Annotated in this window: 13 protein-coding genes; 12 read left to right on the top strand and 1 reads right to left on the bottom strand. The window is 43.7% G+C overall.

From position 1 onward, the window contains the following. Positions 1 to 54: 54 nt before the first annotated feature. The 12 genes from ABIB39_RS20400 to ABIB39_RS20455 all read left to right on the top strand — a co-directional run bounded on the left by ABIB39_RS20400 (position 55) and on the right by ABIB39_RS20455 (position 24,155). Positions 55 to 2,412 (top strand): ABC transporter permease, encoded by a 2,358-nt coding sequence (locus ABIB39_RS20400; protein WP_354432027.1) that lies wholly within the window; start codon positions 55 to 57, stop codon positions 2,410 to 2,412. A 55-nt stretch (positions 2,413 to 2,467) separates the two neighbouring features. Next, positions 2,468 to 4,858: an ABC transporter permease gene (locus ABIB39_RS20405; protein ID WP_354432028.1), complete on the top strand. Its 2,391-nt coding sequence runs from the start codon at positions 2,468 to 2,470 to the stop codon at positions 4,856 to 4,858. 58 nt (positions 4,859 to 4,916) lie between these two features. Continuing rightward, complete coding sequence (locus ABIB39_RS20410; RefSeq protein WP_354432029.1) at positions 4,917 to 7,370, top strand: ABC transporter permease; 2,454 nt, start codon at positions 4,917 to 4,919, stop codon at positions 7,368 to 7,370. A 214-nt stretch (positions 7,371 to 7,584) separates the two neighbouring features. Beyond that, positions 7,585 to 9,987, top strand: a complete 2,403-nt coding sequence (locus tag ABIB39_RS20415; RefSeq protein WP_354432030.1) for an ABC transporter permease — start codon at positions 7,585 to 7,587, stop codon at positions 9,985 to 9,987. A 184-nt stretch (positions 9,988 to 10,171) separates the two neighbouring features. After that, entirely contained in the window at positions 10,172 to 11,197 is a 1,026-nt protein-coding gene (locus ABIB39_RS20420; protein WP_354432031.1) for a DUF4097 family beta strand repeat-containing protein, read from the top strand. A gap of 206 nt (positions 11,198 to 11,403) precedes the next feature. Next, entirely contained in the window at positions 11,404 to 13,812 is a 2,409-nt protein-coding gene (locus ABIB39_RS20425) for an ABC transporter permease (protein ID WP_354432032.1), read from the top strand. A gap of 57 nt (positions 13,813 to 13,869) precedes the next feature. Further along, positions 13,870 to 16,293, top strand: a complete 2,424-nt coding sequence (locus ABIB39_RS20430; protein ID WP_354432033.1) for an ABC transporter permease — start codon at positions 13,870 to 13,872, stop codon at positions 16,291 to 16,293. Positions 16,294 to 16,368: 75 nt separating this feature from the next. Then, complete coding sequence (locus ABIB39_RS20435) at positions 16,369 to 18,843, top strand: ABC transporter permease (RefSeq protein WP_354432034.1); 2,475 nt, start codon at positions 16,369 to 16,371, stop codon at positions 18,841 to 18,843. A gap of 340 nt (positions 18,844 to 19,183) precedes the next feature. Beyond that, entirely contained in the window at positions 19,184 to 21,547 is a 2,364-nt protein-coding gene (locus ABIB39_RS20440; RefSeq protein WP_354432035.1) for an ABC transporter permease, read from the top strand. 348 nt (positions 21,548 to 21,895) lie between these two features. Next, positions 21,896 to 22,513: a recombination mediator RecR gene (gene recR / locus ABIB39_RS20445; protein WP_354432036.1), complete on the top strand. Its 618-nt coding sequence runs from the start codon at positions 21,896 to 21,898 to the stop codon at positions 22,511 to 22,513. Between the two features lie 3 nt (positions 22,514 to 22,516). Then, on the top strand, positions 22,517 to 23,356 hold the full coding sequence (locus tag ABIB39_RS20450; protein ID WP_354432037.1) for a glycosyltransferase family 2 protein: 840 nt from the start codon (positions 22,517 to 22,519) through the stop codon (positions 23,354 to 23,356). Next, a complete protein-coding gene (locus ABIB39_RS20455) occupies positions 23,340 to 24,155 on the top strand; it encodes an SDR family oxidoreductase (protein ID WP_354432038.1) in 816 nt (271 codons plus the stop codon). The genes ABIB39_RS20450 and ABIB39_RS20455 overlap by 17 nt, the downstream gene beginning before the upstream one ends. Before the next feature lie 2 nt (positions 24,156 to 24,157). Here ABIB39_RS20455 and ABIB39_RS20460 read toward each other — a convergent pair whose 3' ends face one another. Beyond that, entirely contained in the window at positions 24,158 to 25,102 is a 945-nt protein-coding gene (locus ABIB39_RS20460) for an ion channel (RefSeq protein ID WP_354432039.1), read from the bottom strand. Between the last annotated feature and the right edge of the window lie 166 nt (positions 25,103 to 25,268).

Raw genomic sequence — 25,268 nt, forward strand, 5'->3', positions numbered from 1 at the left:
TTTTGAGAACCAAGAAATAAGAGTCAAGAATCAAGACCATATAAATTGTAACGCATGTTTAAGAATTATTTAAAAGTTACCTGGCGTAACCTGTTAAAAAACAAAACGTTTACCGGGATAAATATTGCCGGCCTGGCGGTTGGTATGGCAAGCGCGGCGCTGATATTGTTTTGGGTGCAAAACGAAGTGAGTTACGATCAGTTCCACACCGGTAAAGATCGCTTGTTTCAAATGTACAACAAGTCGTTTTTTGATGGAAAAATGATTTGCTGGGGTACTACGCCAAAGCCAATGATGAAGGCCCTTAAGCAGGATTATCCGCAGGTAGAGCAGGCATCGCGCACCGACCGGGCTAATTATTTATTCTCAATCGGCGATAAACGTTTAACGCTGCAAGGCTTCCACGTCGACCCCGATTTTCTTACTATGTTCAGCTTCCCGCTGGTTAAAGGCAATAGCAAAAGTGCCCTTAACAGCATGAAAAATATTGTCATTACAGAGAAAGCCTCAAAGAAGTTATTTGGTGATGCCGATGCCATGGGTAAAACCATTAAGATAGATAGCGTAGATTATTTCACTGTGACCGGTGTGATGAAAGACCTGCCAAACAACACCCGTTTTGATTTTGAGTACCTGATGCCATGGACCTATTGGGAAAAAATAAACGGCCACGAGGACAAGAACTGGGGCAATAATTCGGTACAAACTTATGTAATGTTAAAGCCGGGTGTTACCGAAGCTTACGCGGATAATCAGGTTAAAAACATCACCCGCACCCATTCAGAAATTAAGGATATCGATGTGTTTATGCACCCAATAACCAAATGGCGGCTGTATTCGAAATTCGAGAATGGAAAGATTGTTGGCGGCCGTATAACCATTATTAGGTTGTTTAGCATTATTGCGGGTTTAATATTGCTGATAGCCTGTATCAACTTCATGAATCTGAGCACCGCCCGAAGCGAAAAACGCGCTAAAGAGGTGGGCATCCGTAAGGTTGTGGGCGCGTCAAAGGCAAGTCTTATCGCACAGTTTCTGGGCGAATCTATCATGATCTCCCTTATATCCGGCGCAGTTGCATTGGTGATACTCGAGGTTTCCCTGCCGTCTTTCAACCTCCTTACCGAAAAGCAATTATTTATCCCGTTTGCAAGCCCGGTATTCTGGCTTCTTGTATTCTCATTTATCCTATTTACGGGGATAGTGTCCGGTAGTTACCCTGCATTGTACCTGTCGTCGTTCGCGCCGGTAAAAGTATTAAAAGGGACTTTTAAAGCTGCCAAGGCTGTATTCTCTCCACGTAAGGTTTTGGTGGTGACGCAATTTTGGTTCGCTATCGTACTTATCATCTCCACCATTATAGTAAAGCAACAGTTAGATTACGCCCAAAACCGTGATACAGGTTATAAAAAAGATAACCTGGTGTACACCTTTATGTCGGGCACGGTTAGTAAAAACTACGCGCTTATCCGTAACGAACTGGTAACAAGCGGGGCTGCCACTGCAGTCACTAAAACCAGCGCGCCTATGACGGAGGGCTGGAGCGATACCTGGGATTACTCTTGGGAAGGTAAGCAGGAAGGGGCGAAGCTCGACTTCAACATGTTTAACGTTGATGCCGATTTTACCAAAACCATGAACCTTAAAATTGTGGCAGGCCGTGATATCGATATAAAAACTTACCCGTCAGATTCAACGGCAGTATTGTTGAACGAGGCCGCGGTAAAAACCATGGGCTTTAAAGACCCGATAGGGCAAATCGTAAAAAACAGCGAAACCAAACTTAAAGTAGTTGGAGTGATCAAAGATTTTATCCTGCAATCGCCGTACGAGCCGGTTAGGCCAATGGTGATCCAGGGGCCTAAATCTTGGTTTCAGGTCATCCATTACAAACTTAACCCGCAGCATACCACCGCCGAAAACCTTAAACTGGCCGAAGGCGTTTTCAAAAAATACAATTCCGAATACCCGTTCGATTACCACTTTGTTGATGATGAATACAGCAAAAAATTCGCCGACGAACAACGCATAGGCACACTGGCAACCCTGTTTGCAGGCCTTACCATATTTATATCGTGCCTTGGCTTGTTTGGCCTGGCCACCTATATGGCCCAAAACCGCATCAAAGAAATTGGCGTGCGCAAGGTGTTGGGTGCTTCCGTAATGGGCGTTACCACCATGCTGTCGAAAGATTTTTTAACACTGGTTGGTATCTCGTTCCTGTTCGCAACTCCAACAGCCTGGTACCTGATGCATATGTGGCTGCAAGGTTACTCGTACCGCGTAGAGATCAGCGTTTGGGTGTTCGCTTCAGCAGCGTTTGTAACTACGCTTATATCTGTCATAACGGTTAGTTTCCAGGCGGTAAAGGCCGCCCTTACCAACCCGGTGAAGAGTTTAAGAAGTGAGTAGCGATAAGGAACGGTCTTTAAAATTTAAAGTTTAGAATTTTCAATAAAGATATATCATGATAAGAAACTATATAAAAACCGCCTGGCGCAACATCACTCAAAACAAGTTTTACGCTACTATAAATGTAGCGGGTTTAACGGTGGGCCTTGTTGTGGGCCTGTTTATGTTGCTTTGGGTGCAGGATGAATTGAGCTTTGATAAAAACAACTCCAAAGCTAAAAATATCTTTAAAGTGGGTATTGTGGGTGGTACAGGTATCAGCAAGCAGATCTTTAGCCACATCATTGCTCCGGTTGCTACATTTGCAAAAAGCGAGATCCCTGAGGTGAAGGATGCTGTGCGCATTATGCCGCTGGGCGATGCCCCGTTTAAATACAAAGACAAAGTTTTTTATGAAACCAACTTCGCTTATACCGATCCATCGTACTTTACCGTATTTGATTTTAACCTGATAAAAGGCGACAAGCGCAATCCGTTCCCTGATAACAGCTCGATAGTGATCACCGAAAGTACCGCCAAAAAATATTTCGATAATGAAGACCCGATTGGCAAGGTAGTACTAACAGGCCAGGACGAGCAGAATAAGGTAACCGGTGTAATTGCCGATTATCCTGCAACTTCAAGTTTTCAATACCATGTTTTAATGCCCATATCAAGGTTTAACGACCTGGCTTATGTGAAAAACAAAAAGAGCTACGATAACAAAACTATTGTATCATCTATGGATGCAGACTGGAGCCAGTTTGCGTTCGAAACTTACCTTTTGCTGAAAAACGATAATGTAAACACTGTAGCTTTAGAGAAAAAGCTCCAGGCTATTCATGAGCGCCAAAACCCGGTTGATGCCCCCGTACCATACCTAACCCAGCCGTTGTTAAAAATGCACTTGTACAAAGCTGATGGTACGGATGGCGGCATGTCTACCGTGAGTACATTCGCTATAGTAGCATTAATGATATTGATCATTGCTTGTATCAATTATGTAAACCTTTCTACTGCGCGTTCTATGCTGCGTGCCAAAGAAGTGAGCATGCGTAAGATAATAGGGGCGGGTAAGTTCCAGCTATTTATGCAGTTTATGGTAGAGACCGCCTTGCTGTTCGTAATAGCCTCCGTTTTTGCTTTTGTACTGATGGTCGTATTATTACCGCAATTTAACCAGTTCTCGGGCAAACAGATAGCCTTAGATCTGTCAAATTACAACATCTGGCTTTGTATCATCTTAACCTTGGTAGGTACACTTGCCGCGTCAAGTATCTACCCGGCATTGCTGCTTTCTTCTTTCGAACCATTGAAAGCGTTGAAGGGAAAGATCTCGGTAAGTATCGGTAATGTAGCGTTCCGCAGGATCCTGGTAGTGTTGCAGTTCTCTGCATCCATTATTCTTATTATCGGCACCTTGGTAATAGGCAACCAGTTAAGGTTTATCCGCAACAAAAACTTGGGGTATGATAAAGAAAATGTGTTCTCGTTCAGCATGCGTAACGATATGCAAAAGAACTTTGATGTCGTAAAAACCGAGTTGCTTAAAAACCCAGCGGTAATTTCTGTGACCCGTGCCGGGCGTGATATTATTACCGATGGCAGTGCTACCGGCGACAACGACTGGGATGGCAAGCCGGCAAACTCAAATATGTGGTTCAACCAGGTTTTTGCCGATAAAGATCTTATCCCGTTCTTTAAAATGAAGCTGGTATCAGGCAATAATTTCACAGGTTCGGTTGCAGATTCTGCACACTTTATTGTAAATGAAACCGCTGTTAAAGAAATGGGGCTTACCAACCCTATAGGTAAACGCCTGCGCGTACAGGCGCGTAACGGCAGTATCATAGGGGTGGTGAAAGATTTCCATTTTAACACCATTCATAAAAAGATAGAGCCTGCGGTATTCCAATATCAGCCCAACTATTGCTGGAAGGTGTATGTAAAAACTACCGGCCGCGACGCGCAAAAAGCCATAGCCGCGGCACTTGCGTCGTGGAAGCAATACAATAACGAGGTACCTTTCAATTACGCTTTTTTGGATGAAACCTACAGTAAAATGTACACCATGGAGCAAAAGCAAGGCTCGTTATTTAATCTGTTCGCAACCATCGCCATTGTGATATCGTGCCTGGGCTTGTTCGGCCTGGCAACTTACTCGGCACAGGTAAAAACAAGGGAGATAGGCATCCGCAAGGTACTTGGTGCAAGCGTTGCCAAGATCATCAGCCTGCTGGCAACGGAGTTTATGGTACTTATCATCATCGCCATTGTGATAGCCATGCCGATAGCCTGGTTTGCCATGAATACCTGGCTGCAGGATTTTGCCTACAAAATTAACATCGGCTGGCTGGTGTTCCTTTTTGCCGGCGGCGGGGCATCGCTCATAGCGCTGGCAACTATCAGCATACAATCGGTTAAGGCCGCGCTGGCCAACCCGGTTAAGAGCTTGAGGAGTGAGTAAATTAATCAGTGATTGGAAGAATAAAAATTTCCTTTTAGCTTGTAAAATTTAAAATATTATGTTGAAAACCCACTTCAAAATTGCCTGGCGAAGCATTAGCCGGAACAAAGTGTACACGGGTATAAATGTACTCGGTCTTTCGCTCGGCATCTGTGCTTGTTTAATTATTTATCTGATTACCAGCTTCGAATTAAGTTACGATACCTTTCATCCGGATAAGGAGCGTATCTACAGGGTTGTAGCTTCACTACGCAATGCCAGTGGGGTAGAGGATAGCGAGGCGGGCACTATTCCCGCTTTGCCAATAACCATGCGAAATGAATTAGCTGGGTTTGAAAGCGTAACCGCCTTTTACAACTATGCATTTAAAGTTACTATACCATACGGCAAATCCCCAAAAAAATTTGAGGCTTCCCGGGAGATCTCTGATATAGTAATTACGGATCCACAATACTTTGATATTTTTAAATATAAATGGCTTGCAGGCAATGCGGCGACGGCTTTAAAAGAACCCTTTAAGGTTGTACTGTCTGAAAAAAAAGCGAAAATATACTTTGGCGATATTGACCCGCAAAGTATTATAGGTAAGGAGGTTATCTACCAAGATTCGCTGCACCTCACTGTATCGGGTATTGTAAAGGATCTGGGCAAGAACTCCGATTTCATTTTTAAGGATTTTATTTCATTTGCCACCATTCAGCAAAGCTTCTTAAAAAACCATCTCGACCTGCAGCGCTGGACCTTCTGGGATTCAAACTCGCAGGGTTATGTAAAGCTGGCAAAAGGCGTAACGCCTGCGCAGATGGTAAAAAAGTTCCCGGCTTTTGTAAAAGCCCATGTTAAAATACCGCCGGGCTTTAAAACCGAACTATTGCTCCAGCCGCTAGCCGATGTCCACTTTAATAGCGCATACCAGGATACTTATACACGCAAAGCGCATTTACCAACACTATATGGTTTAATGGGGATTGCCGCATTTATTTTAATAATCGCGGTTATCAATTTTGTAAACCTTTCTACCGCGCAATCGCTGCGCAGGGCGAAAGAGGTGGGAGTGCGCAAGGTATTGGGCAGTAGTAAATTAAGCCTCACCATTCAATTTTTAACAGAAACCTTTTTGGTTACCATAGCCGCGATATTGGTTTCGGTAATAATAGCCAACCCGGTAATTGCCGCTATGCAGAACCTGATACCACAGGGTGTTGCATTAAATTTGTTCGAACCATCGGTGCTTGTCTTTTTAATTGCGGTAACCATATTTACCGCCTTGCTGGCAGGTATTTACCCGGCAAGGGTATTATCGGCCTATTTACCGGCAATAAGCTTAAAGGGGCAGGGTGCGCAAATGCCGAACGGCAAAAAATACCTGCGCAAAACCCTTATTGTGTTTCAGTTTACGGTGTCGTTGGTGTTTATTATTGGCACGGTTGCCATTGGCCGCCAGATCCATTTTATTTTAAATAAGGACCTTGGGTTTAATAAAGATGCCATCATTACCACACATGTTGGCTGGAGCGGCGGCAACGATGAGCTTAATGTTTTTGCCGATAGGATTAAACAGCTATCGGGCGTGTTATTGGTTAGCCAGCATCGTGTAACACCGGCAGCATACGGGCACCCCGGCACCTATGTTAAATATAATGGTGCAAATGGCGTGGTTAAATTAGACCGCACATCATTTGAAACCTGCGACGAAAATTATGTGCCCCTATTTGGCTTGAAAATTATAGCCGGGCGCAATTTAATGCGCACTGATACCCTGCAGGAATTTTTAATAACCGAATCTTTTGCCAAGGCTTTAGGTTTTAGACACCCTGCAGATGCGATAGGGAAAACCATCCTGACAGGTGTAGATGTAAAGGATTCGGAAAGGCCTATAGTAGGTGTGATAAAAGATTTCCACTCCGTATCATTACATGAAGCCATCGAACCGTTTTTTATGGGCTCGGTTAAGGATACTGAAAAAACCATCAGCATAAAGCTGGCAACAAAAGGTAAAAATGCCGATGACCTGAAAAAGGCTATTGCCCAAATTGAAAAAGCATCAAAAGAGATATATCCTAATGAAAAATTTGAGTACAAGTTTTTTGATGAACAAATAGCCGGGTTTTACGACAAGGAACAAAAAACTTCCCAACTAATGAGCATTGCAATGGGCATTGCCATATTTATATCGTGCATGGGCTTATTTGGCCTGGCCACTTTTACCGCGCAGCAGCGGGTTAAAGAAATTGGTGTACGCAAAGTTTTAGGGGCAAGCGCAGCCAACATTGTAGCAATGATGAGCAAGGATTTTATAAGCCTGGTTGTCATAGCCATTGTTATTGCCTCGCCCATTGCCTGGTATGCCATTTACAATTGGTTACAGGGCTTTGCCTATCGTGTTGATATCAGTTGGTGGATATTCCTTTTATCGGGGCTGTCTGCTGTAACCATAGCATTAGTTACCATCAGTTTTCAATCGGTAAAGGCCGCCATGGCCAACCCGGTGAAAAGTTTAAGAAGCGAATAGGAGTATGATAGAATCAAGGGTCAAGATATACCGTTTAGTCTTGACTCTTGTATCTTGGCTCTTGATTCTATTCGTCCAACTGTATCGTAACCGAACACGTACTGTTACAGATGCGTACGTATTGCCACATATTTAATTATGCTAATTAATTGATAATTAGATTATTATATATGTGGCATTTTATTTAAGTTTATATCGGTCAAACAGCATTGCCATGATCAGAAACTACTTTAAAATAGCATGGAGGAACTTGCAAAAACACAAAGCATTTTCCTTCATAAACATATTTGGCCTTGCCATGGGCATTGCCGCCTTTTGGTTAATTACCCTATATGTTACTGATGAGTGGAGCTATGATCGCTACAATACCAAAGCCGAACGGGTTTTTCGCGTAGCACAGCACGGGCAATGGAACGGTGGTAAGTTTGACCTGGCAATAACCTCGGCTCCCTACGCGCCTACGCTAAAATCGGAATTCCCGCAGGTGGTTGATGCCGTGCGGATCGATGCTGAAGGTGGTGGCAAAATCACTTATGGCGATAAAACAATTACTGAAGGCAGCATGTTGCTTACCGACAATAGCATCTTTAATATATTTAGTTACCCATTTTTATATGGCGATGAAAAAAACGCACTGGCAAAATCGCAAACCATCGTATTAACCAAAACCCTGGCCGAGAACCTTTTTGGCGATGCATCGACAGCGCTCAATAAAACCATCCAGGTAGATGGGCAGCCTACAACCGTAACGGGCGTTATTGCCGATGTGCCGGTAAACTCGCATTTCACCTTTAAAGCTTTGCGTGCATTCCCCGCCGACCACATGAACGGTTACGGGGGCAACTGGGGTAACTCGAACCTATACACTTATGTGCTGCTAAAAAATCACGACGATTATAAAGCAATTGAAGCTGCAGGAGGTGCTTTTTTCAACAAACACATCAAAAATGATCTTGGCCCAATGAAGTTTACCATGCAGTTGCAACCATTGACAGATATCCACCTGCGGTCTAACCTTAGCTACGAATTGGGATCTAACGGCAATATCACGTATGTATACGTGTTCAGCATAACCGCATTGCTGATACTGATCATCGCAATCATCAACTACGTAAACCTTACTACCGCAAGGTCGTCCATCCGTGTAAAGGAAATTGGGGTGCGCAAAGTGATCGGATCTGACAGGAAGCAACTGATGGTGATGTTTTTTGCCGAATGTATCCTGCTTACCTTTATCGCTACATTGATAGCGGCAGCAATCATCCAGTTCGCGTTACCTTATTTTAACCAGCTATCGGGCAAAACACTTACCCTGCTTCAGTTTGGCGCGGTGAAAACTATCACGGCATTTGCTGGCTTTAGTTTGATAGCAGGTGTATTGAGCGGTATTTATCCGGCTTTGTTCCTGTCGGGATTTAAAACTATCTCGGCTATGAAGGGGCAGTTGGGCAACCAGCTCTCAACCATCCTGTTCAGGAAATCGTTAGTGGTGTTCCAGTTTGTGATCACCATAGTGATGATAGCCGGCTCATGCGTTATCTATCAGCAACTAAATTATTTCCAAAAACGCGACCTGGGTTTTAACAAAGCACAAACATTAACCTTCCACGTTAACAACCGCGAGGTACGCGGCAAGGTAGATGCCCTTAAACAACAGCTTTTACTAAACCCGGCCATTGAAGCGGTTGGTGTTGCCGGTAACCCGATAGGGAACAATAATATAGGCGGCGGCGATTTTAACCTTGGCCCGGATGGTAAACCCACATCCGAATCTAAGATTGTGCAAAACCTGCAAATAGATGAGGATTTTATCCCCACCCTGCAAATTAAGATGGCGGGCGGCCGAAATTTTTCTAAAAATATAACCAGCGATGTTACCGATGCCATTTTGGTGAACGAAACTTTAGTAAAAGAACTAGGCTGGAAAGATGCCGTTGGCAAACGCGTACGTACGGGTGTTAACCAGCAGGGCAAAGTGATAGAGCAAACAATTGTTGGTGTAGTGAAAGATTTTAACACCTATTCGTTACAGCACAAAATTGCACCTATGACCATGGAGTTGCCTACCGAAGCAAAGGATAAAGACAATTTATACATCCGTATTGGCAGGGGTAATGTGCAGGCGTCGTTAAATTATATTTCTAAAGTGTACAGCACATTTGATATTGAGAACAAGGCCGAGTTCCATTTCCTCGACCAAAACTTTGCCGCCCAATATCAAACTGAAAAAAAACAGGGTACTATCCTGTTGATATTTACCATCCTGGCTATCAGCATTGCCTGCCTTGGGTTATTCGGTTTGGTAACGTTTACTGCCGAGCAAAGGGTAAAAGAGATAGGCATCCGCAAGGTACTCGGCGCCAGCGTTGCCAATATTGTAAGCTTACTAAGCACCGACCTGATGAAACTGGTGATCATCGCAACAATGATTGCCTGCCCTGTAGCCTGGTTTGCCATGGATAAATGGCTGCAGGATTTTGCTTACAAAATAAACATCAACTGGTGGGTTTTCCTGCTGGCCGGCGGCGGCGCTGCCCTTGTAGCATTGGCAACGGTTAGCGTACAAGCCACAAAAGCTGCACTAAATAATCCGGTAAAGAGCCTGAAAAGCGAGTAGGTTTTTATGGTTCATGGTTGATAGTTCATGGTTAATAGTAGGAAAAGGCTTTCAAAAAAAAGTGTTAAAGACCATCTATTAAACTACTTCGTCTATGATCTATGAACCATCAACTATTAACTTTTTCTCCCCCCATGCAACCTATTCGATAAAAAAGCGGTCTTATTATAAACTCAAACATATTATGAAAAAGTATTTCCTTTTAGTACTCATGGCAGCGCCGTTTTGTATTGCATCGGCACAGGATAGCAAAACGCCTTACTATACCCGGTCGTTAGCTAACGATGGCATTAAGCAAGTATTTGTAAACACCAGTGGCGGCAGTATATCTGTAACAGGCGGCACCGAGCAGCCACATGTGGATGTATATGTAGTTGGTAATAACAACCAGCAGCTTACCAAAGAAGAAATTAAAAAACGCCTCGAAGAAGATTATATCCTTGATATCGATATCCATGGCGGCGAACTGCACGCCACAGCAAAAAGCCGCAGGAATAACATGAACTGGCGCAAATCGTTAAGTATTGGCTTTAAAGTTTATGTGAATGCTAACACAACTACAAACCTTAACACCAGCGGTGGCAGCCTGCATTTGAAAAACCTTATTGGCGATCAAAATTTTGAAACCAGCGGTGGCAGTATCTCTGCAACAGACCTAACCGGTATTATCAAAGGTGAAACCAGTGGCGGCAGCATTAACGTTGCGGGTTGTAAACCTAATATCGACCTGGAAACAAGCGGGGGCAGCGTTACAGCAAGCGATTGCAGCGGCAAGATCCGTTTAGAAACCAGCGGCGGCTCGTTAAACCTAACCGACCTTAAAGGCATTATAGATGCTAAAACCAGCGGCGGCAGCGTACGCGGCAGTAACATAGATGGCGAAATTATTACCGGCACAAGCGGCGGTAGTGTAAACCTGATGGGCATGAGCGGCAGCGTAGATGCATCAACAAGTGCGGGCAGCATGCATGTGCAAATGCTGCGTGTAGGTAAGTATGTTAAAATTGATGCTAACTCGGGCCATGTAGACTTGCAACTACCGGCAAGCCAGGGAGTGGATGTTGACCTTCGCGGCAACAACGTAAACTTTAGCATGAACGGCAAATTTGAAGGCAACAAAGAGAAAGAACGTGTTAACGGCAAACTTAATGGCGGCGGCGCACTGGTTGAAGTACGTGGTGATGGAACCGTTAATGTATCATCAAAATAAACACCCGATATGGTCATTAAAAAGCCCGGCCTTTAAACTTAAAGTTTGAGGCCGGGCTTTTTAATTTATTACAGAAAATAAATTGTATCATAACCGAACAATAGTTGTTACGATAACGAACACACGAAGCGTTTCGTACGTATATTATATTATTGATTATTAATGATTTATGAATTTGGTATTGCTTTTAGATATATCATGGTATCATGATAAAGAATTATATACTCATAGCATGGAGGAGCCTTACTAAAAACAAGGTATTCTCGTTCATAAATATGTTTGGTTTGGCTGTTGGCCTTGCCTGTTGTATGCTTATTACCGGCTACCTGTACCAGGAGCTTACTTACGATACTTATTCCAAAAATGCCAGGCAGCTTTACCGGGTAAACCTGGTTACCATTGGCAATGCCGGTAACGATAGTTACCCGATAGTAGATATTGCGGTAGGCGAGGGCATGAAAAATGCTTATCCTGAAATTGCATCGTTTACACGTTTATCAAACCTACCCCCATTGTTTGTTAAAACCGCCACACAGCAGTTTAAAGAAACCAATATTTCTATGGCAGATGCAAACTTTTTGCAGGTGTTTTCTATCCCTTTGTTAGAAGGTGATGCAAAAAACTGCCTTGCCGAACCAAATGCTATTGTACTAAATAAAGTGATGGCTAAGAAATATTTTGGTGACGCATCCGCTTTAGGCAAAATGCTGACCGTGGGCGATAAAAGTATGAAAGTTACTGGTGTGCTTGATAAAGTGCCGGATAATTCGCATTTCCATGCAGACGGTTTTACCAGCATGATCACTTATACCGCCGGAAGGCAACAAACCTGGAGCAACCTGGGGTACTACACCTACCTGTTGCTCAACAAAAATGCCGACCCTAAAAAGCTGGAAGCACAATTCCCGCAACTTGTTGCCAAATATGTGGTTCCCGAAATTCAGCGCGATATGGGTGTAAGCCTTGCTGAAGCACAGAAATCGGTCAATACATTCCTCTTCAATTTACAGCCGGTTACCGATATCCATCTGTACTCGCACACTAAATTTGAGCGCGAAGCAAACGGCGATATCAACTACATTTACATATTTGGCGTATTAGCCTTTTTTATCCTCGTCCTGGCTTGTATCAATTTTACAAACCTTTCTACAGCGGCATCTGCAAAACGCTCCAAAGAAGTAGGCATCCGTAAGGTGTTGGGTTCGTTGAAAAGTAGCCTGGTTAACCAGTTTTTAGCAGAGTCGATCATGCTCACCCTTATGGCAATGGTTTTTGCTTTGGTTATGGTTTACCTGTTGCTGCCGTACTTTAACGATGTTGCGGGTAAAAACACCACCATTCAGTTCTATTTAAATTATAAAGCTTTACTTATCGAATTGCTTATTGCCTTAATCGTTGGTGTAGCCGCGGGGATTTACCCGGCATTCTTTATCTCTTCGTTCAAGATATTGAGTGTGCTAAAGGGCAACACCAATTCGCAAAACAGCAAAAGCGTATTACGCAGCGGGCTCATCGTTTTCCAGTTTGCCATATCAACCATGTTCATCATCGGTACCATCATCGTTTACCAGCAGTTGCACTACATGCAAAACCAAAAGCTGGGTTACGATAAAGAGCAGATCCTGGTTATTAACGATACTTACACTTTAAAAAATAACCTGGAGCCGTTTAAGAACCAGCTATTACAAAATAAGCAGGTAGTTAACGCCACCATCTCCAGCGATGTACCGGTACGCACAAGCGATGGCACACAGATCTACCTAAAATCAACCACTGCCGATGCGGCACACAGCGAGATCCACGCTGCAATATATCATATTGATGATAGCTATCTGCCAACCATGGGTATGAAAATGGCGGCGGGTCGTAATTTTTCGCCCGCATCCCCCGGAGATTCATCAGCCGTAATTGTGAACGAAACAACCGTTAAGGAACTGGGCATAAAGGCCGACCCGATAGGCAAAACTATTGTAAGGTCGGGCCAGCATGAGTTTACAATAGTGGGGGTGGTTAAAGATTTCCATTACTCATCGGCCAAAGAAAAAATAGCGCCTTTAATGATGCTTTACGGCCACAGCAACGGCACTATAATGGTAAAAGTGAAAACCGCCGATGTAGCAGGTTTACTATCAGATATCAAACAACAATGGGCCGATTACCATGCCGATAGTCCCTTTAGCTACACCTTTTTGGACGACCAGTTTGCGCAACTTTACGTTAACGAGGCACGCACAGGCAAAATATTTACTTCGTTTGCCATACTTGCGGTTGTCATAGCAAGTTTAGGCTTGTTCGGCTTATCGGCATTCAGCATTCGTCAAAGGGTAAAAGAGATCGGCATCCGTAAGGTACTGGGCGCATCATCAGGCAGTATAACCGGGATGTTATCTGCACAGTTTTTAAAATTGGTTAGCTTGTCTATTATTATAGCGGTACCCATAACCTGGTACGCCATGCATAAGTGGCTACAGGAATTTGCTTACCGGGTAGAGATCCACTGGTGGGTGTTTGTAGTGGCAGGCGCACTTGCCCTAATGGTAGCATTTATAACGGTAAGCTTTCAATCGGTTAAGGCGGCATTGGCCAACCCGGTAAAAAGTTTGCGCAGCGAGTAATTAATTAGAGATTTATTGTCCCGATAGCTATCGGGATTACCTTATACCTTCCATATCATGTTTAGAAATTATTTAAAAACGGCCTTCAGGAGCCTGAAAAAAAACAAGGGCTTCACCATTATCAACGTTTTGGGCCTTGCAATGGGTTTATGCGTTTGCATGCTTATTGTTTTTTACGTGATAGATGAGTTGGGGTACGATAAGTTCAACACTAAAATAGACCGAATTTACCGCGTAAACAACGACATCAAATTTGGTGGCAGCGACCGTTCGTTCGCCCAAAGCCCTGCGCCATTGGCAGCTGCTTTTCTGGCCGATTTACCGGAAGTAGAAAAAACCGTGCGGTTGCGGATTCATGGCGATTACAAAATTCGTAAAGGCGACCAAAACGTACAGGAAGAAAACATTGTTTATGCCGACCCTGACTTGTTTAGTGTGTTTACCCTGCCTATGATCCAGGGCGACCCCAACACTGCCTTAAAATCGCCAAACAGCGTGGTAATTAACCAGACCATCGCCAAAAAATATTTTAACACCACCAACGCGGTTGGCAAAACCTTGGTGATGAACGATACGCTGAACTTTAAAGTAACAGGGGTTATCAAAGACATCCCAACGCAATCGCACTTCAGGTTTGGTATTTACTTGTCCATGATATCGTTGGAAGATAGTAAAACAGATAACTGGTTAAGCAATAATTACAATACATACGTATTGCTAAGACCGGGCGCAAACGCTAATACCTTAGAGGCGAAGTTCCCAAATATGGTGAGGAAGTATGTCGGCGCCCAGTTAGAGCCTGCTATCCGCATGAGTTACGATCAGTTTTTGAAAACGGGCAGTTATTTTAAAATGAACCTTACCCCATTAAATGATATCCACCTCAAATCAAACAGGATCGGCGAGTTGGGCAATAATAGCAACATTCAGTACGTGTATATCTTTTTGGCTGTAGCGATATTTATATTGCTGATAGCCTGCGTAAATTTCATGAACCTGAGCACCGCCCGTTCATCAAACCGTGCTAAGGAAGTTGGGGTACGCAAGGTGCTTGGCTCGCCACGAAAAATGCTCATCATGCAGTTTTTGTCAGAGTCTGTTATCGTAACCTTTATAGCCACGGTGATAGGCGTTGTTGCCGCGTGGGCATTGCTGCCTTATTTTAACGATACATCGGGTAAAGAATTAGCTTTTACCGCACAAACTTTCATATGGTTGGTGCCCGTTTTGCTGGGTGGTGTGTTGGTTATAGGCGGCCTTGCAGGATCATACCCGGCATTTTTCCTGTCGGCATTCCAGCCTATTGATGTGTTAAAGGGAAAACTGGCATCAGGCTTTAAAGGCGGTTTTCTGCGTAGTTTTTTGGTGGTGTTCCAGTTCTCTATCTCTATCTTTTTGATCATCGGTACCATGGTGATCTACAATCAGCTTAAGTACATCCAGAATAAAGACCTGGGCTACAATCGCGACCACGTGCTTATTATAAAAGGAACAGGTACTTTAAATGACCAAGCCAAAGTTTTAAAGGAAGAATTAAACCGTTTGCCCGGTGTTAAAAATGCTACGCTAAGCGGTTTTATACCAACCGCTAATTACCGTAACAGCACCACTTTTTTTACCAGCCAGGCACGCGATGCCAAAACCGCTTTATCTACCCAGTTTTGGGGAGTGGATAACGATTATATCCCAACTATGGGGATGAAAGTTGCTGCCGGCCGTAACTTTTCTAAAGAAATGTCTACCGATTCGGCTTCTGTAATGATCAATGAATCTGCCGCGCGGCAACTTGGCTTTGCCAACCCAATAGGTAAAGAACTTTACCTGCCGATGGATCAAAAAGCATCAATACTAAAACAGGTGCATATAGTTGGCGTGGTTAAGGATTTTAATTTCAATTCGCTGCGCGAGAATGTTACCCCGTTGGTATTTGAGCTTACAACCAATACAGACGCACTGTCCGTACAGTTAAACACCGCGGATGTTACAGGCCTTATCGCCCAAATAAAAACCAAGTGGCAGTCTGTGTCGCCAAATATGCCGTTCCAGTATTCATTTATGGACGAGGAATTTGACGCCACTTACCGCACGGAGCAGCGCATCGGGAAGATCTTCGTTTCGTTCACTACCATGGCAATAGTGATAGCCTGCCTTGGCCTATTTGGCCTGGCCGCTTACGCTGCCGAACAGCGTACCAAAGAAATAGGCATCCGTAAGGTATTGGGCGCCAACGTATCTATCATAGTAGGTATGCTCTCTAAAGATTTTATAAAACTTGTGGTAATATCTATCCTGATAGCATCGCCGCTGGCATGGTTTGCCATGCAGCATTGGCTATCGGGTTTTGCTTACCGCGATGGCATCAAATGGTGGATCATCGCATCTGCAGGGGCAGGAGCAATGGTAATCGCGTTTATTACCATCAGCTTCCAATCTATAAAAGCCGCGTTGGCTAACCCGGTAAAGAGTTTGAAGAGCGAGTAGGGAGACAAGATATCAGGAGTCTGGAATCAAGAAATAGAATCTGCTAAATCATATTTATCATTAAATCTGCTGTCGATGATCAAAAATTATTTTAAAATCGCGTTTAGGGGTTTCAGGAAACACAAGTTGTTTACCCTGATCAACATAGTAGGCTTATCTATAGGCATCAGCGCCGCGCTGGTCATCTACCTCATTGTCCATTTTGATTTTACATTCGATCAGTTCCATAAGGATAGCGACCGTATTTATCGGGTCACCACAGATTTTTCCAACTCCGGAGAAGTTGGCCATAACAGTGGTGTAACCATGGCACTATGGCCCGCTTTAACAACCGAGGCTACCGGGATAGACCAGGCTGCACCATTTTTCTTATATGGCGAAATGACGGTGACGATCCCAAACGCATCCGTTGCAGGGCATAAAATTAAAAAGCAGGAAGGTGTTATTTTTGCCGAAGAGCATTACTTTAACCTGATTGATTATAAATGGGTTATCGGATCAGCAAAAACAGCCCTTAAAGCACCAAACCAGGTGGTGCTGACAACAGAACAGGCCAGGATCTATTTCCCTAAGTTAACGTATGGTGAGATGATAGGCAGGGAGGTGATTTATGAGGACTCTATCAAAACTACCGTTAGCGGTATTGTTGAACCTTTGAAACAACGCACCGATTTTGACTACCACGATTTTATATCGTACATAACCGGTACAACCAACCATTTCCTGAAAGACTATTTCCAGGTTACCCAGTGGGGAAGTACAAGCTCGGCGTCGCAATTATTTATAAAATTATCGCCAAAGGCATCGGCAGCAAAAGTAGAAAAGCAATTGAACGCGATGCTTACAAAGCACAAGCCGCCAACGCCGGAGAGCAAGGGCAATTCACAGGGCTTTCATCTGCAACCGCTTAAAGACTTGCACTTTGACCAGGTATATGGCGGCCTTGATGGCGGACGCACAGCCAACAAAACAACCTTATATGGGCTGTTGGTTATTGCCGCTTTTTTGTTAATATTAGGCTGTATCAACTTTATAAACCTTACCACCGCCCAGGCATCGCAACGCGCCAAAGAAATTGGCATCCGTAAAACCATGGGCAGTACACGCGGCCAGTTGATCTCTCAGTTTTTAAGCGAAACTTTCATAATTACACTTTTCGCTGTTATTATATCTATAGGCCTGGCACCGGTGATATTAAAGTTATTTGCCGATTTTATACCAAAAGGAATAACCGTAAATTATCTTAATCAGCCCGACTTATTTGTTTTCCTTTTGGTGCTGGTAGTATTCGTTAGCCTACTGTCAGGCTTTTATCCGGCACTTATGTTGTCGGGCTACAAACCTGTTGATGTGTTGAAGAACCAGGTGCAGGCCGGCAGCAGCAGATCGCGCACTGCATGGCTGCGTAAATCGTTAACGGTTACACAATTTGTGATAGCGCAATTTTTTATCATGGCAACCATATTGGTAAGTAAGCAGATCTATTACGCGCTGCATAAAGATTTGGGCTTTAAAAAAGATGCCATTGTAAATATGTCTACCCCTTACAAGCAAATAAATACCGATAAACAAGAGGTATTTATGGATAAGATAAGCGCTATCCCGCAGATAGAAATGATAAGCGTGGGTGGCGCGCCGCCATCATCCGGCAATACAAATTCTACCGAAGTAACTTATAAGGATGGCAAAAAGGAGATTAAAACAGACCTCCAACTAAAATATGCCGACGAGAATTATCTTAAAGTTTACCAGATAAAACTCCTGGCCGGGCGCAACTTAAAAGCATCAGACACAACCGGTGGCGGTGGTTTTGTTATCAACAACACCTATGCTAAAATATTGGGTTTCCGTAATCCCGGTGATGCCATTGGTAAACTGATAGATTACGGAGATAAGAAAGCGGAGATAATTGGCGTGACAGCCGATTTTTATCAACGCTCGTTACACTCGCCTATAAAGCCCCTTACGCTATTGATACCCAGCCACAATAAATGGAACAGCCGCACTTTTCACCTGGCCTTAAAGCCCGAAACTGCCGGTGGCAACGAATGGAAAAAAGCAATTGCCAGTGTAGAAAGGGCCTGGAAAGAAATTTACCCCGAGGATGACTTTGAGTATAATTTTTATGACGAAGACATAGCCAAGTTTTACACAGCCGAGCAGAATACCTCGAAACTACTAACGTGGGCAACCGGCTTATCTATCTTTATTAGCTGCCTGGGCTTGTTGGGCCTGGCTATATACACCACAACCCTGCGTACCAAGGAAATTGGCGTACGCAAGGTATTAGGGGCATCTGTAACGCAGATCGTAACCCTGTTATCAACCGAATTGATCTGGCTTATCGTTTTGGCCTTTGTACTGGTAACGCCGATAGCGTATTGGGCTATGCATAAATGGATGGAAAACTTTGCCGACCGTACCACCATCAGCTGGTGGATCTTCGCGCTGAGTGGGGCGGGGATGCTTACAGCCGCCTTGTTCACCCTAAGCCTCCAAACCGTAAAAGCGGCGGTAGCCAACCCGGTAAGGAGTTTAAGAAGCGAATAGGTTAGTTAGTGTTGCATTGCACATAGTTTACTCACCATGTCGTTGCTTCGCTCGACATCCCCTCTCTGCTTCGCAAAGAAGGAATAATAGAAAATTCCTGCCCTCTTTCCGCTTGCGGAGAGAGGGTCGCGTGCGTAGCGTCACGGGGTGAGTGAATTATACTGGCAAATGTTTAACATCGCAAAATTTAATTAAAAGCGATGGGCTTACACCCGTCGCTTTTTTTATTTTTAAGGCCCCCTCCTTTGGAGAGGGTTTGGGTGTGGCTGTTAACTAATGTTAAAAATTATAATTTAACATTTAGAGTGCTGATATTGTGGTATTAAACAACCCTTACCATATGTTCAAAAATTACTTTAAAATAGCCTGGCGTAACCTGATCAAGAACAAAATATCGTCGTTTATCAATATTGGCGGGCTTGCAATTGGCATGGCTGTGAGTTTTATGCTGCTGATGTATGTTTACAATGAATACAGCGTTGATAAATTCAATGTTAATGACGACAGGCTGTACCAGGTATTTAAAAACCAGCCAACTAACGGCGAGATCCGCACAAAATGGTTTACACCGCAATTACTTGCCGGTACGCTCAAAAAAGATTATCCCGAAATAGCCAACGCTGCCCGAATAAACGAGGCAAAAGATGTTACGATATTTTATAATGATAAAGGGGTCAAATTTAATACCGTAGCGGTTGATCCGGACATACTCAATATGTTCAGCTTCGATTTTAAGCAGGGAAACAAAAGCAGTGCCTTAACAGATCCAACCTCTATTGTGCTGATGGAATCAAGCGCTAAGGCTATTTTCGGCCACACAGATCCGGTAGGCCAGGTGGTTAAATTTAATAACCAGTTCCCCATGAAGGTTAGCGCGGTTATCAAAGACAACCCCAATTCCAGTTTTACTTTTAAAGTTATTATACCGTGGGAAGCATTCCTTTCGCAGCAACCCTGGTTAAAAGGCGAAAACTGGGACAATTACGGCTATGCAACGTACGTGCTATTGAAACCGGGTGCATCGGCCACGTCTGTCAATGTAAAGATAAAGAACCTCATAGGCGAACACTTCCCGGCAGATAAACAGGTTAAATTATTTATTTACCCGTTTACCGACCTTCACCTTCGCGGCAATTTCAAAAACGGCGTAAACGTGGGTGGCAGTATAGATTATGTGCGCTTATTCTTTTTTCTGGCCATTGGCATCTTATTAATAGCATGTATAAATTTCATGAACCTGTCTACCGCCCGGTCAGAGCGGCGGGCGAGAGAAGTGGGGATCCGCAAAGCCATCGGCGCCCGCCGCATCACCCTGATACAGCAGTTTATGGGCGAATCGTTATTGATGGCATTTGTGGCGCTGGCTATTTCATTGATGTTGGTCATTATACTGATGCCGGTTTTTAAAAACGTCATTGGCATACAGCTAAACATACCTTACAGCAACTTATGGGCGTGGGTAGTTGCATTAACAGTAACCGTATTGACTGGTTTATTTGCAGGCAGCTATCCGGCGTTGTTTTTATCATCGTTTAACCCTGTTAAAGTATTAAAGGGGCATTTTGCCAATACTAACGCCACCGTTAAGCCTCGCCAGGTTTTGGTTGTTGTACAATTTACTTTTGCCACATGTTTAATTGTATCAAGTATTTTTGTGTACCGGCAAATCAATTACATTAAAGGTCTACCCATAGGCTATAACCGCAGCGGCCTTATCGAATTACCGGTAGACGGTGCCATGTACGATAAATTTGAAAGCTTTAGGCAAGATGCCATTAGCACCGGTGCAATTACTGATGCCGCCAGTATCTCAGAACCCATTACCACTTTAACCAGCGCCACATGGAAAAATAAATGGCCTGGCCAATTGCCGGGAGAAGATAAGATCCCGATAGATTGTATAGCGGTTACTTACCACATGCTAAACACTTACCAGATAAAGATTATACAAGGCCGCGATTTTGCAACAGACCGCCCATCAGATTCTGCCGCGGTTGTTTTGAACGAGGCTGCTGTACACCTGATGCGTTTAAAAGACCCGGTTGGAAAAAAAATAACCTGGATGAACGCCGAGCGCACTGTTATAGGTGTAGTTAAAAACTTTGTTTGGGGTTCGCCGTACGATGCTGTTAAACCTACCATTATTGGTTTTACAAAAGGATGGATAGGGAATATTGGCTTACGGCTTAACCCTGCAAATTCTGTATCAAAAAACCTGGGTCTCTTACAGGATATTTACCGTAAGTACAATCCCTATTACCCCTTCGACTATAAGTTTACCGACGAAAGCTTCGCTCAAAAATTCAAAAGCGAACAGCAATTGGGTACCATGGCAGTAATGTTTACTTGTTTGGCTATAGTCATATCCTGCCTTGGCCTTTTTGGATTGGCCTCATTCTCGGCCGAGCGCCGCGGAAAAGAGATCAGCATTCGTAAAATACTGGGTGCAGGTACCGCCGGGTTATGGTTAAAACTATCACAGGAGTTTGTGAAGCTGGTCCTGATATCCTTTGTGATAGGGGCGGCTATAAGTTGGTATAATATCAATCAATGGCTCAAATCATACACCTACCATACAGGGTTTAATATTTGGGTTTTTGTGGCGACCCTTTTTTTAAGCATAGCTTTATGCCTGGTTGCCGTAAGCTGGCAAGCCATCAAAGCAGCCTGGGTTAACCCGGTTAAAAACTTGCGAAGCGAATAATGCATTAAATAGTGATTCCTGTGCCGGAGACGGGATATCAGGTTAGTATTTTAAGTCTTTTTAGACCAAAGTTGGTCAAAAAATGGTGCTGTCTCGGGGTGTCCCACGCTGTACCGTTTTTTTTGACATGGAACAAGGACAAAAGTTTTATTAATAGCTGTAATATAGTTGTTTATGTAAAAATTGTAAAGTATAGCTTTAGCATAAGTTAATTTTTTATATTTTGTAATTATTTGATTTACACTAAATTGCGTTAATGTCTCGCTTTTATAATACTAAAAGTGGGACAGTAGTTAATTTGGGTGATGAGATCTATGTAGCATCACTCAAAATCATTAAATTCGCAGCATGAATTTTTCATCTAAGTTGCTGGAGGATGCTGTTTCCGAATTTGCAAAATTACCGGGCGTGGGCCAAAAAACCGCCCTGCGCTTAGTATTGCATTTGCTTAACAGGGATAAGGAAGAGGTGCATAAATTTAGTACAGCGATAAGCAAGCTGCGTAACGAGATCCAGTTTTGCCAAACCTGCCATAACATCTCGGATCAAAAGGTTTGTGAGATCTGCACATCCCACAAACGCGACCACAGTTTGATTTGCGTGGTAGAGGATACCCGCGATGTGATGGCCATTGAAAATACCAACCAGTACAACGGCCTTTACCATGTTTTGGGAGGATTGATATCCCCGATGGATGGCATTGGGCCCGCCGACCTGCAGGTAGATTCGCTTGTAGAAAAGTTAAAGGATGGTATGGTTAAAGAAGTAATATTTGCCTTAAGCGCAACTATGGAGGGAGATACCACCATCTTTTATCTGCATAAACGATTAAAACAATTTGCAATAAATATCTCAACTATAGCCCGTGGCATAGCTTTTGGAGGTGAACTAGAGTACGTGGACGAGATTACGTTAGGACGATCTATTGTAACCCGTGTGCCGTACGAAAATTCATTATCCCGATAGCTTATGAAACTTTCTATAGTTGTAGTTAATTACAATACCTGCTCTTTCTTAAAACAGGCCTTAGCTACGCTAATTAGGGCTAGTAAGCATATTGATCATGAGGTGATTGTGATTGACAATGCATCGACGGACAAGTCGGTTTCGATGGTACAAAATGAGTTTCCTGAAGTAAGCTTGATTCAAAATGAACGCACTATGGGTATGGCAAAAGCCCGGAACCAAGGCATTGAAAAAGCATCAGGAGAGTATGTTTTATTGGTCAATGCGGATACAATAAGCGGCAAAAAAACTTTGGAGCATGCTGTTGAATTTATGGATGCCCATGCAGATGCCGGTGGTGTTGGCGTACGGATGCTTAGCCCCCGCGGCAAATTCCTTCCCGAATCGCGCGTTGGCTTTTCACGTGCCTGGGGTGGTTTGTTGAAACTTACCGGCCTTGCTAAATACTTCCCAAAATCGCGACTTTACAAAACCGATGATAACTGGGTAGCGGACGAAGAATTTGCTACTACCGAGGTAGATGTTATAAACGGTGCTTTCATGCTGTTACGTAGATCTGTATTAATTAAAATAGGCATTTTGGACGAGCGTTTGGCAGCATTTGGGCATGATATAGACTTGTCGTTCCGCATCCGCCTGGCAGGATATAAAAACTATTATTTTCCTAAAACCTATATATTAAACTTTAAAAATCAGCCAAACACTAAATTTGGCTGGGCTTACATCAAAAGTTTTTATGGCGCTATGATTATATTCGCTGCGAAGTATTTACTGCATATGCCGGAAATTAAAATCCCTGGCATTCCGCAGATCTTCGCCCCGAAATATGAAATTGAAAGATAAGGTTGTAATCATCACCGGTGCTTCTTCAGGGATAGGCAAGGCGCTCGCTATCGAATTTGCCCTGCGTGGCGCAAGTCTGATTTTAGCCGCCCGCCAATACGTTACCCTATGCGGTATAGCGCAAGACCTGCAAGCCAAATACAATATCAAAGCCATAGCTGTACAATGCGATGTCACGGTTGAGGAAGATTGCGCCGCCCTCGTCAAACAAGCTAAACTAACCTTCGGGCACATCGATATCCTGATAAACAATGCGGGTATTTCCATGCGGGCCCTTTTCAAAGATGTAGACCTGCAGGTAATGAAAAACCTAATGGATGTTAACTTTTGGGGGACTGTTTACTGTACAAAATATGCCCTGCCAGAGATCGTTAAGACACGTGGCAGCATAGTAGGGGTATCATCTATTGCCGGTTATAAAGGCCTGCCGGGCCGGGCCGGATATTCGGCATCCAAATATGCCATGAACGGCTTCCTGGATGCCCTGCGGGTAGAAAACCTGCGTACGGGCGTACACATAATGGTGGCCTGCCCGGGTTTTACCTCAACCAATATCCGTAATACAGCCCTTGATAAAAACGGAAAACCACAGGGCGAAAGCACGCTTGAAGAAGATAAAATGATGCCGGCGGCAGAGGTTGCCCGCCTCATAGTCAAAGGTATAGAAAACCGCGAACGTACTTTGATCATGACCTTTCAGGGAAAGCTAACGGTATTTTTAAGCAAGTTCCTTCCTGCCTTTTTGGATAAGCAGGTATTTAAAGTTTTCGCCAGGGAAAAGGATGCACTGCTGAAATAGCGCTATCCGATCATTTCAAACTCACCAACCTTACTCATATCCAGTTCTATCCGGCCTTCTTCGTCGCGGTTAAACATCGGTATAAATTTGGCGTTCCAAACCATATCCTGCGCGGTGTACGAGGTACGTGAATGCACCGTTTGCGAAAAGGTGTCATCAAAAGCTTTTAGCAATACTGCAAAGGTTGCCTGGTAAGTTTCCAGGTCTTCAAATGAAATATCTATTAGCGGGCTGTTCGTATCAAGCGGGTGCACTACCGTCCAGTTCAGGGTAAGCAAGCTTACATATTTACGTTCCAGTTCCAGCGGGAAAAAGCGGCGGATTGTTTTACCATCTACAAATTCGTTGTAGGAGAAGATAACTTCTACATCCAGGTCTATCAATACATTTTTACGGATGTTAGCCAGGCGGAACATCAACCCACGACCGTTCTCTTTATAGGGCGATACCAATAGGTTTTCGCTGTAAACAATTTTTGCTGATGGCTTAGAAAAACGCCCATATAGCAAACCTGTTGCCAGGGCAAAGGCCAGCAAGCCTATCATCGATTCGAATGCGGCCACACTATTTGCCGCCACACCCCGCGGACTGATATGCCCGTAACCAACCGTAGATATGGTTTGTGCCGAAAAAAAGAACGCATCCAGGAAGTGGCTGCCAAAACTGATGCCCGATGCACCATCCAGGCTATCCATACCTATCAATACGTAAATAGAGGCAAAAATCAGGTTCGCTATAAGATAGCCGCTTAGTACTACCAACCAAAACTTACCCCAACTCATTTTGATAAGCGTATGGTAATTATCTGCTGTATTAAAGCGGGAGAGGCCACGTCGCTTTACATTTACAGATCCATCCTTATTAATCAGCGGCTGGTTCTTGATCACCGGTTGCGGGCCAAAGCCAAGATCATTTTCGGGATTTATCTGCTGGTTTTGTATGGCCATGGCTTAAATTAGTGATTTGGTGAATTGCTGATTGAAAATAAGGAGCTATCACTCGCTAATTCATTAAATCTACCCGTTGTGCGGTTTAAAAAAGATCAAATAAGTTGTGCATGATACTGAAATTCAGTATCTTAAGAGAGTATCTGACGCTTTCTTATATGCACAA

The sequence above is a fragment of the Mucilaginibacter sp. UYP27 genome, assembly GCF_040547175.1.
Taxonomy (GTDB): domain Bacteria; phylum Bacteroidota; class Bacteroidia; order Sphingobacteriales; family Sphingobacteriaceae; genus Mucilaginibacter.

Excerpts from the sequence above, each read along its gene's own strand:
- ABIB39_RS20400 (WP_354432027.1), top strand. The coding sequence starts at position 55 with ATGTTTAAGAATTATTTAAAAGTTACCTGGCGTAACCTGTTAAAAAAC.
- ABIB39_RS20405 (WP_354432028.1), top strand. The coding sequence starts at position 2,468 with ATGATAAGAAACTATATAAAAACCGCCTGGCGCAACATCACTCAAAAC.
- ABIB39_RS20410 (WP_354432029.1), top strand. The coding sequence starts at position 4,917 with ATGTTGAAAACCCACTTCAAAATTGCCTGGCGAAGCATTAGCCGGAAC.
- ABIB39_RS20415 (WP_354432030.1), top strand. The coding sequence starts at position 7,585 with ATGATCAGAAACTACTTTAAAATAGCATGGAGGAACTTGCAAAAACAC.
- ABIB39_RS20420 (WP_354432031.1), top strand. The coding sequence starts at position 10,172 with ATGAAAAAGTATTTCCTTTTAGTACTCATGGCAGCGCCGTTTTGTATT.
- ABIB39_RS20425 (WP_354432032.1), top strand. The coding sequence starts at position 11,404 with ATGATAAAGAATTATATACTCATAGCATGGAGGAGCCTTACTAAAAAC.
- ABIB39_RS20430 (WP_354432033.1), top strand. The coding sequence starts at position 13,870 with ATGTTTAGAAATTATTTAAAAACGGCCTTCAGGAGCCTGAAAAAAAAC.
- ABIB39_RS20435 (WP_354432034.1), top strand. The coding sequence starts at position 16,369 with ATGATCAAAAATTATTTTAAAATCGCGTTTAGGGGTTTCAGGAAACAC.
- ABIB39_RS20440 (WP_354432035.1), top strand. The coding sequence starts at position 19,184 with ATGTTCAAAAATTACTTTAAAATAGCCTGGCGTAACCTGATCAAGAAC.
- recR (WP_354432036.1), top strand. The coding sequence starts at position 21,896 with ATGAATTTTTCATCTAAGTTGCTGGAGGATGCTGTTTCCGAATTTGCA.
- ABIB39_RS20450 (WP_354432037.1), top strand. The coding sequence starts at position 22,517 with ATGAAACTTTCTATAGTTGTAGTTAATTACAATACCTGCTCTTTCTTA.
- ABIB39_RS20455 (WP_354432038.1), top strand. The coding sequence starts at position 23,340 with ATGAAATTGAAAGATAAGGTTGTAATCATCACCGGTGCTTCTTCAGGG.
- ABIB39_RS20460 (WP_354432039.1), bottom strand. The coding sequence starts at position 25,102 with ATGGCCATACAAAACCAGCAGATAAATCCCGAAAATGATCTTGGCTTT.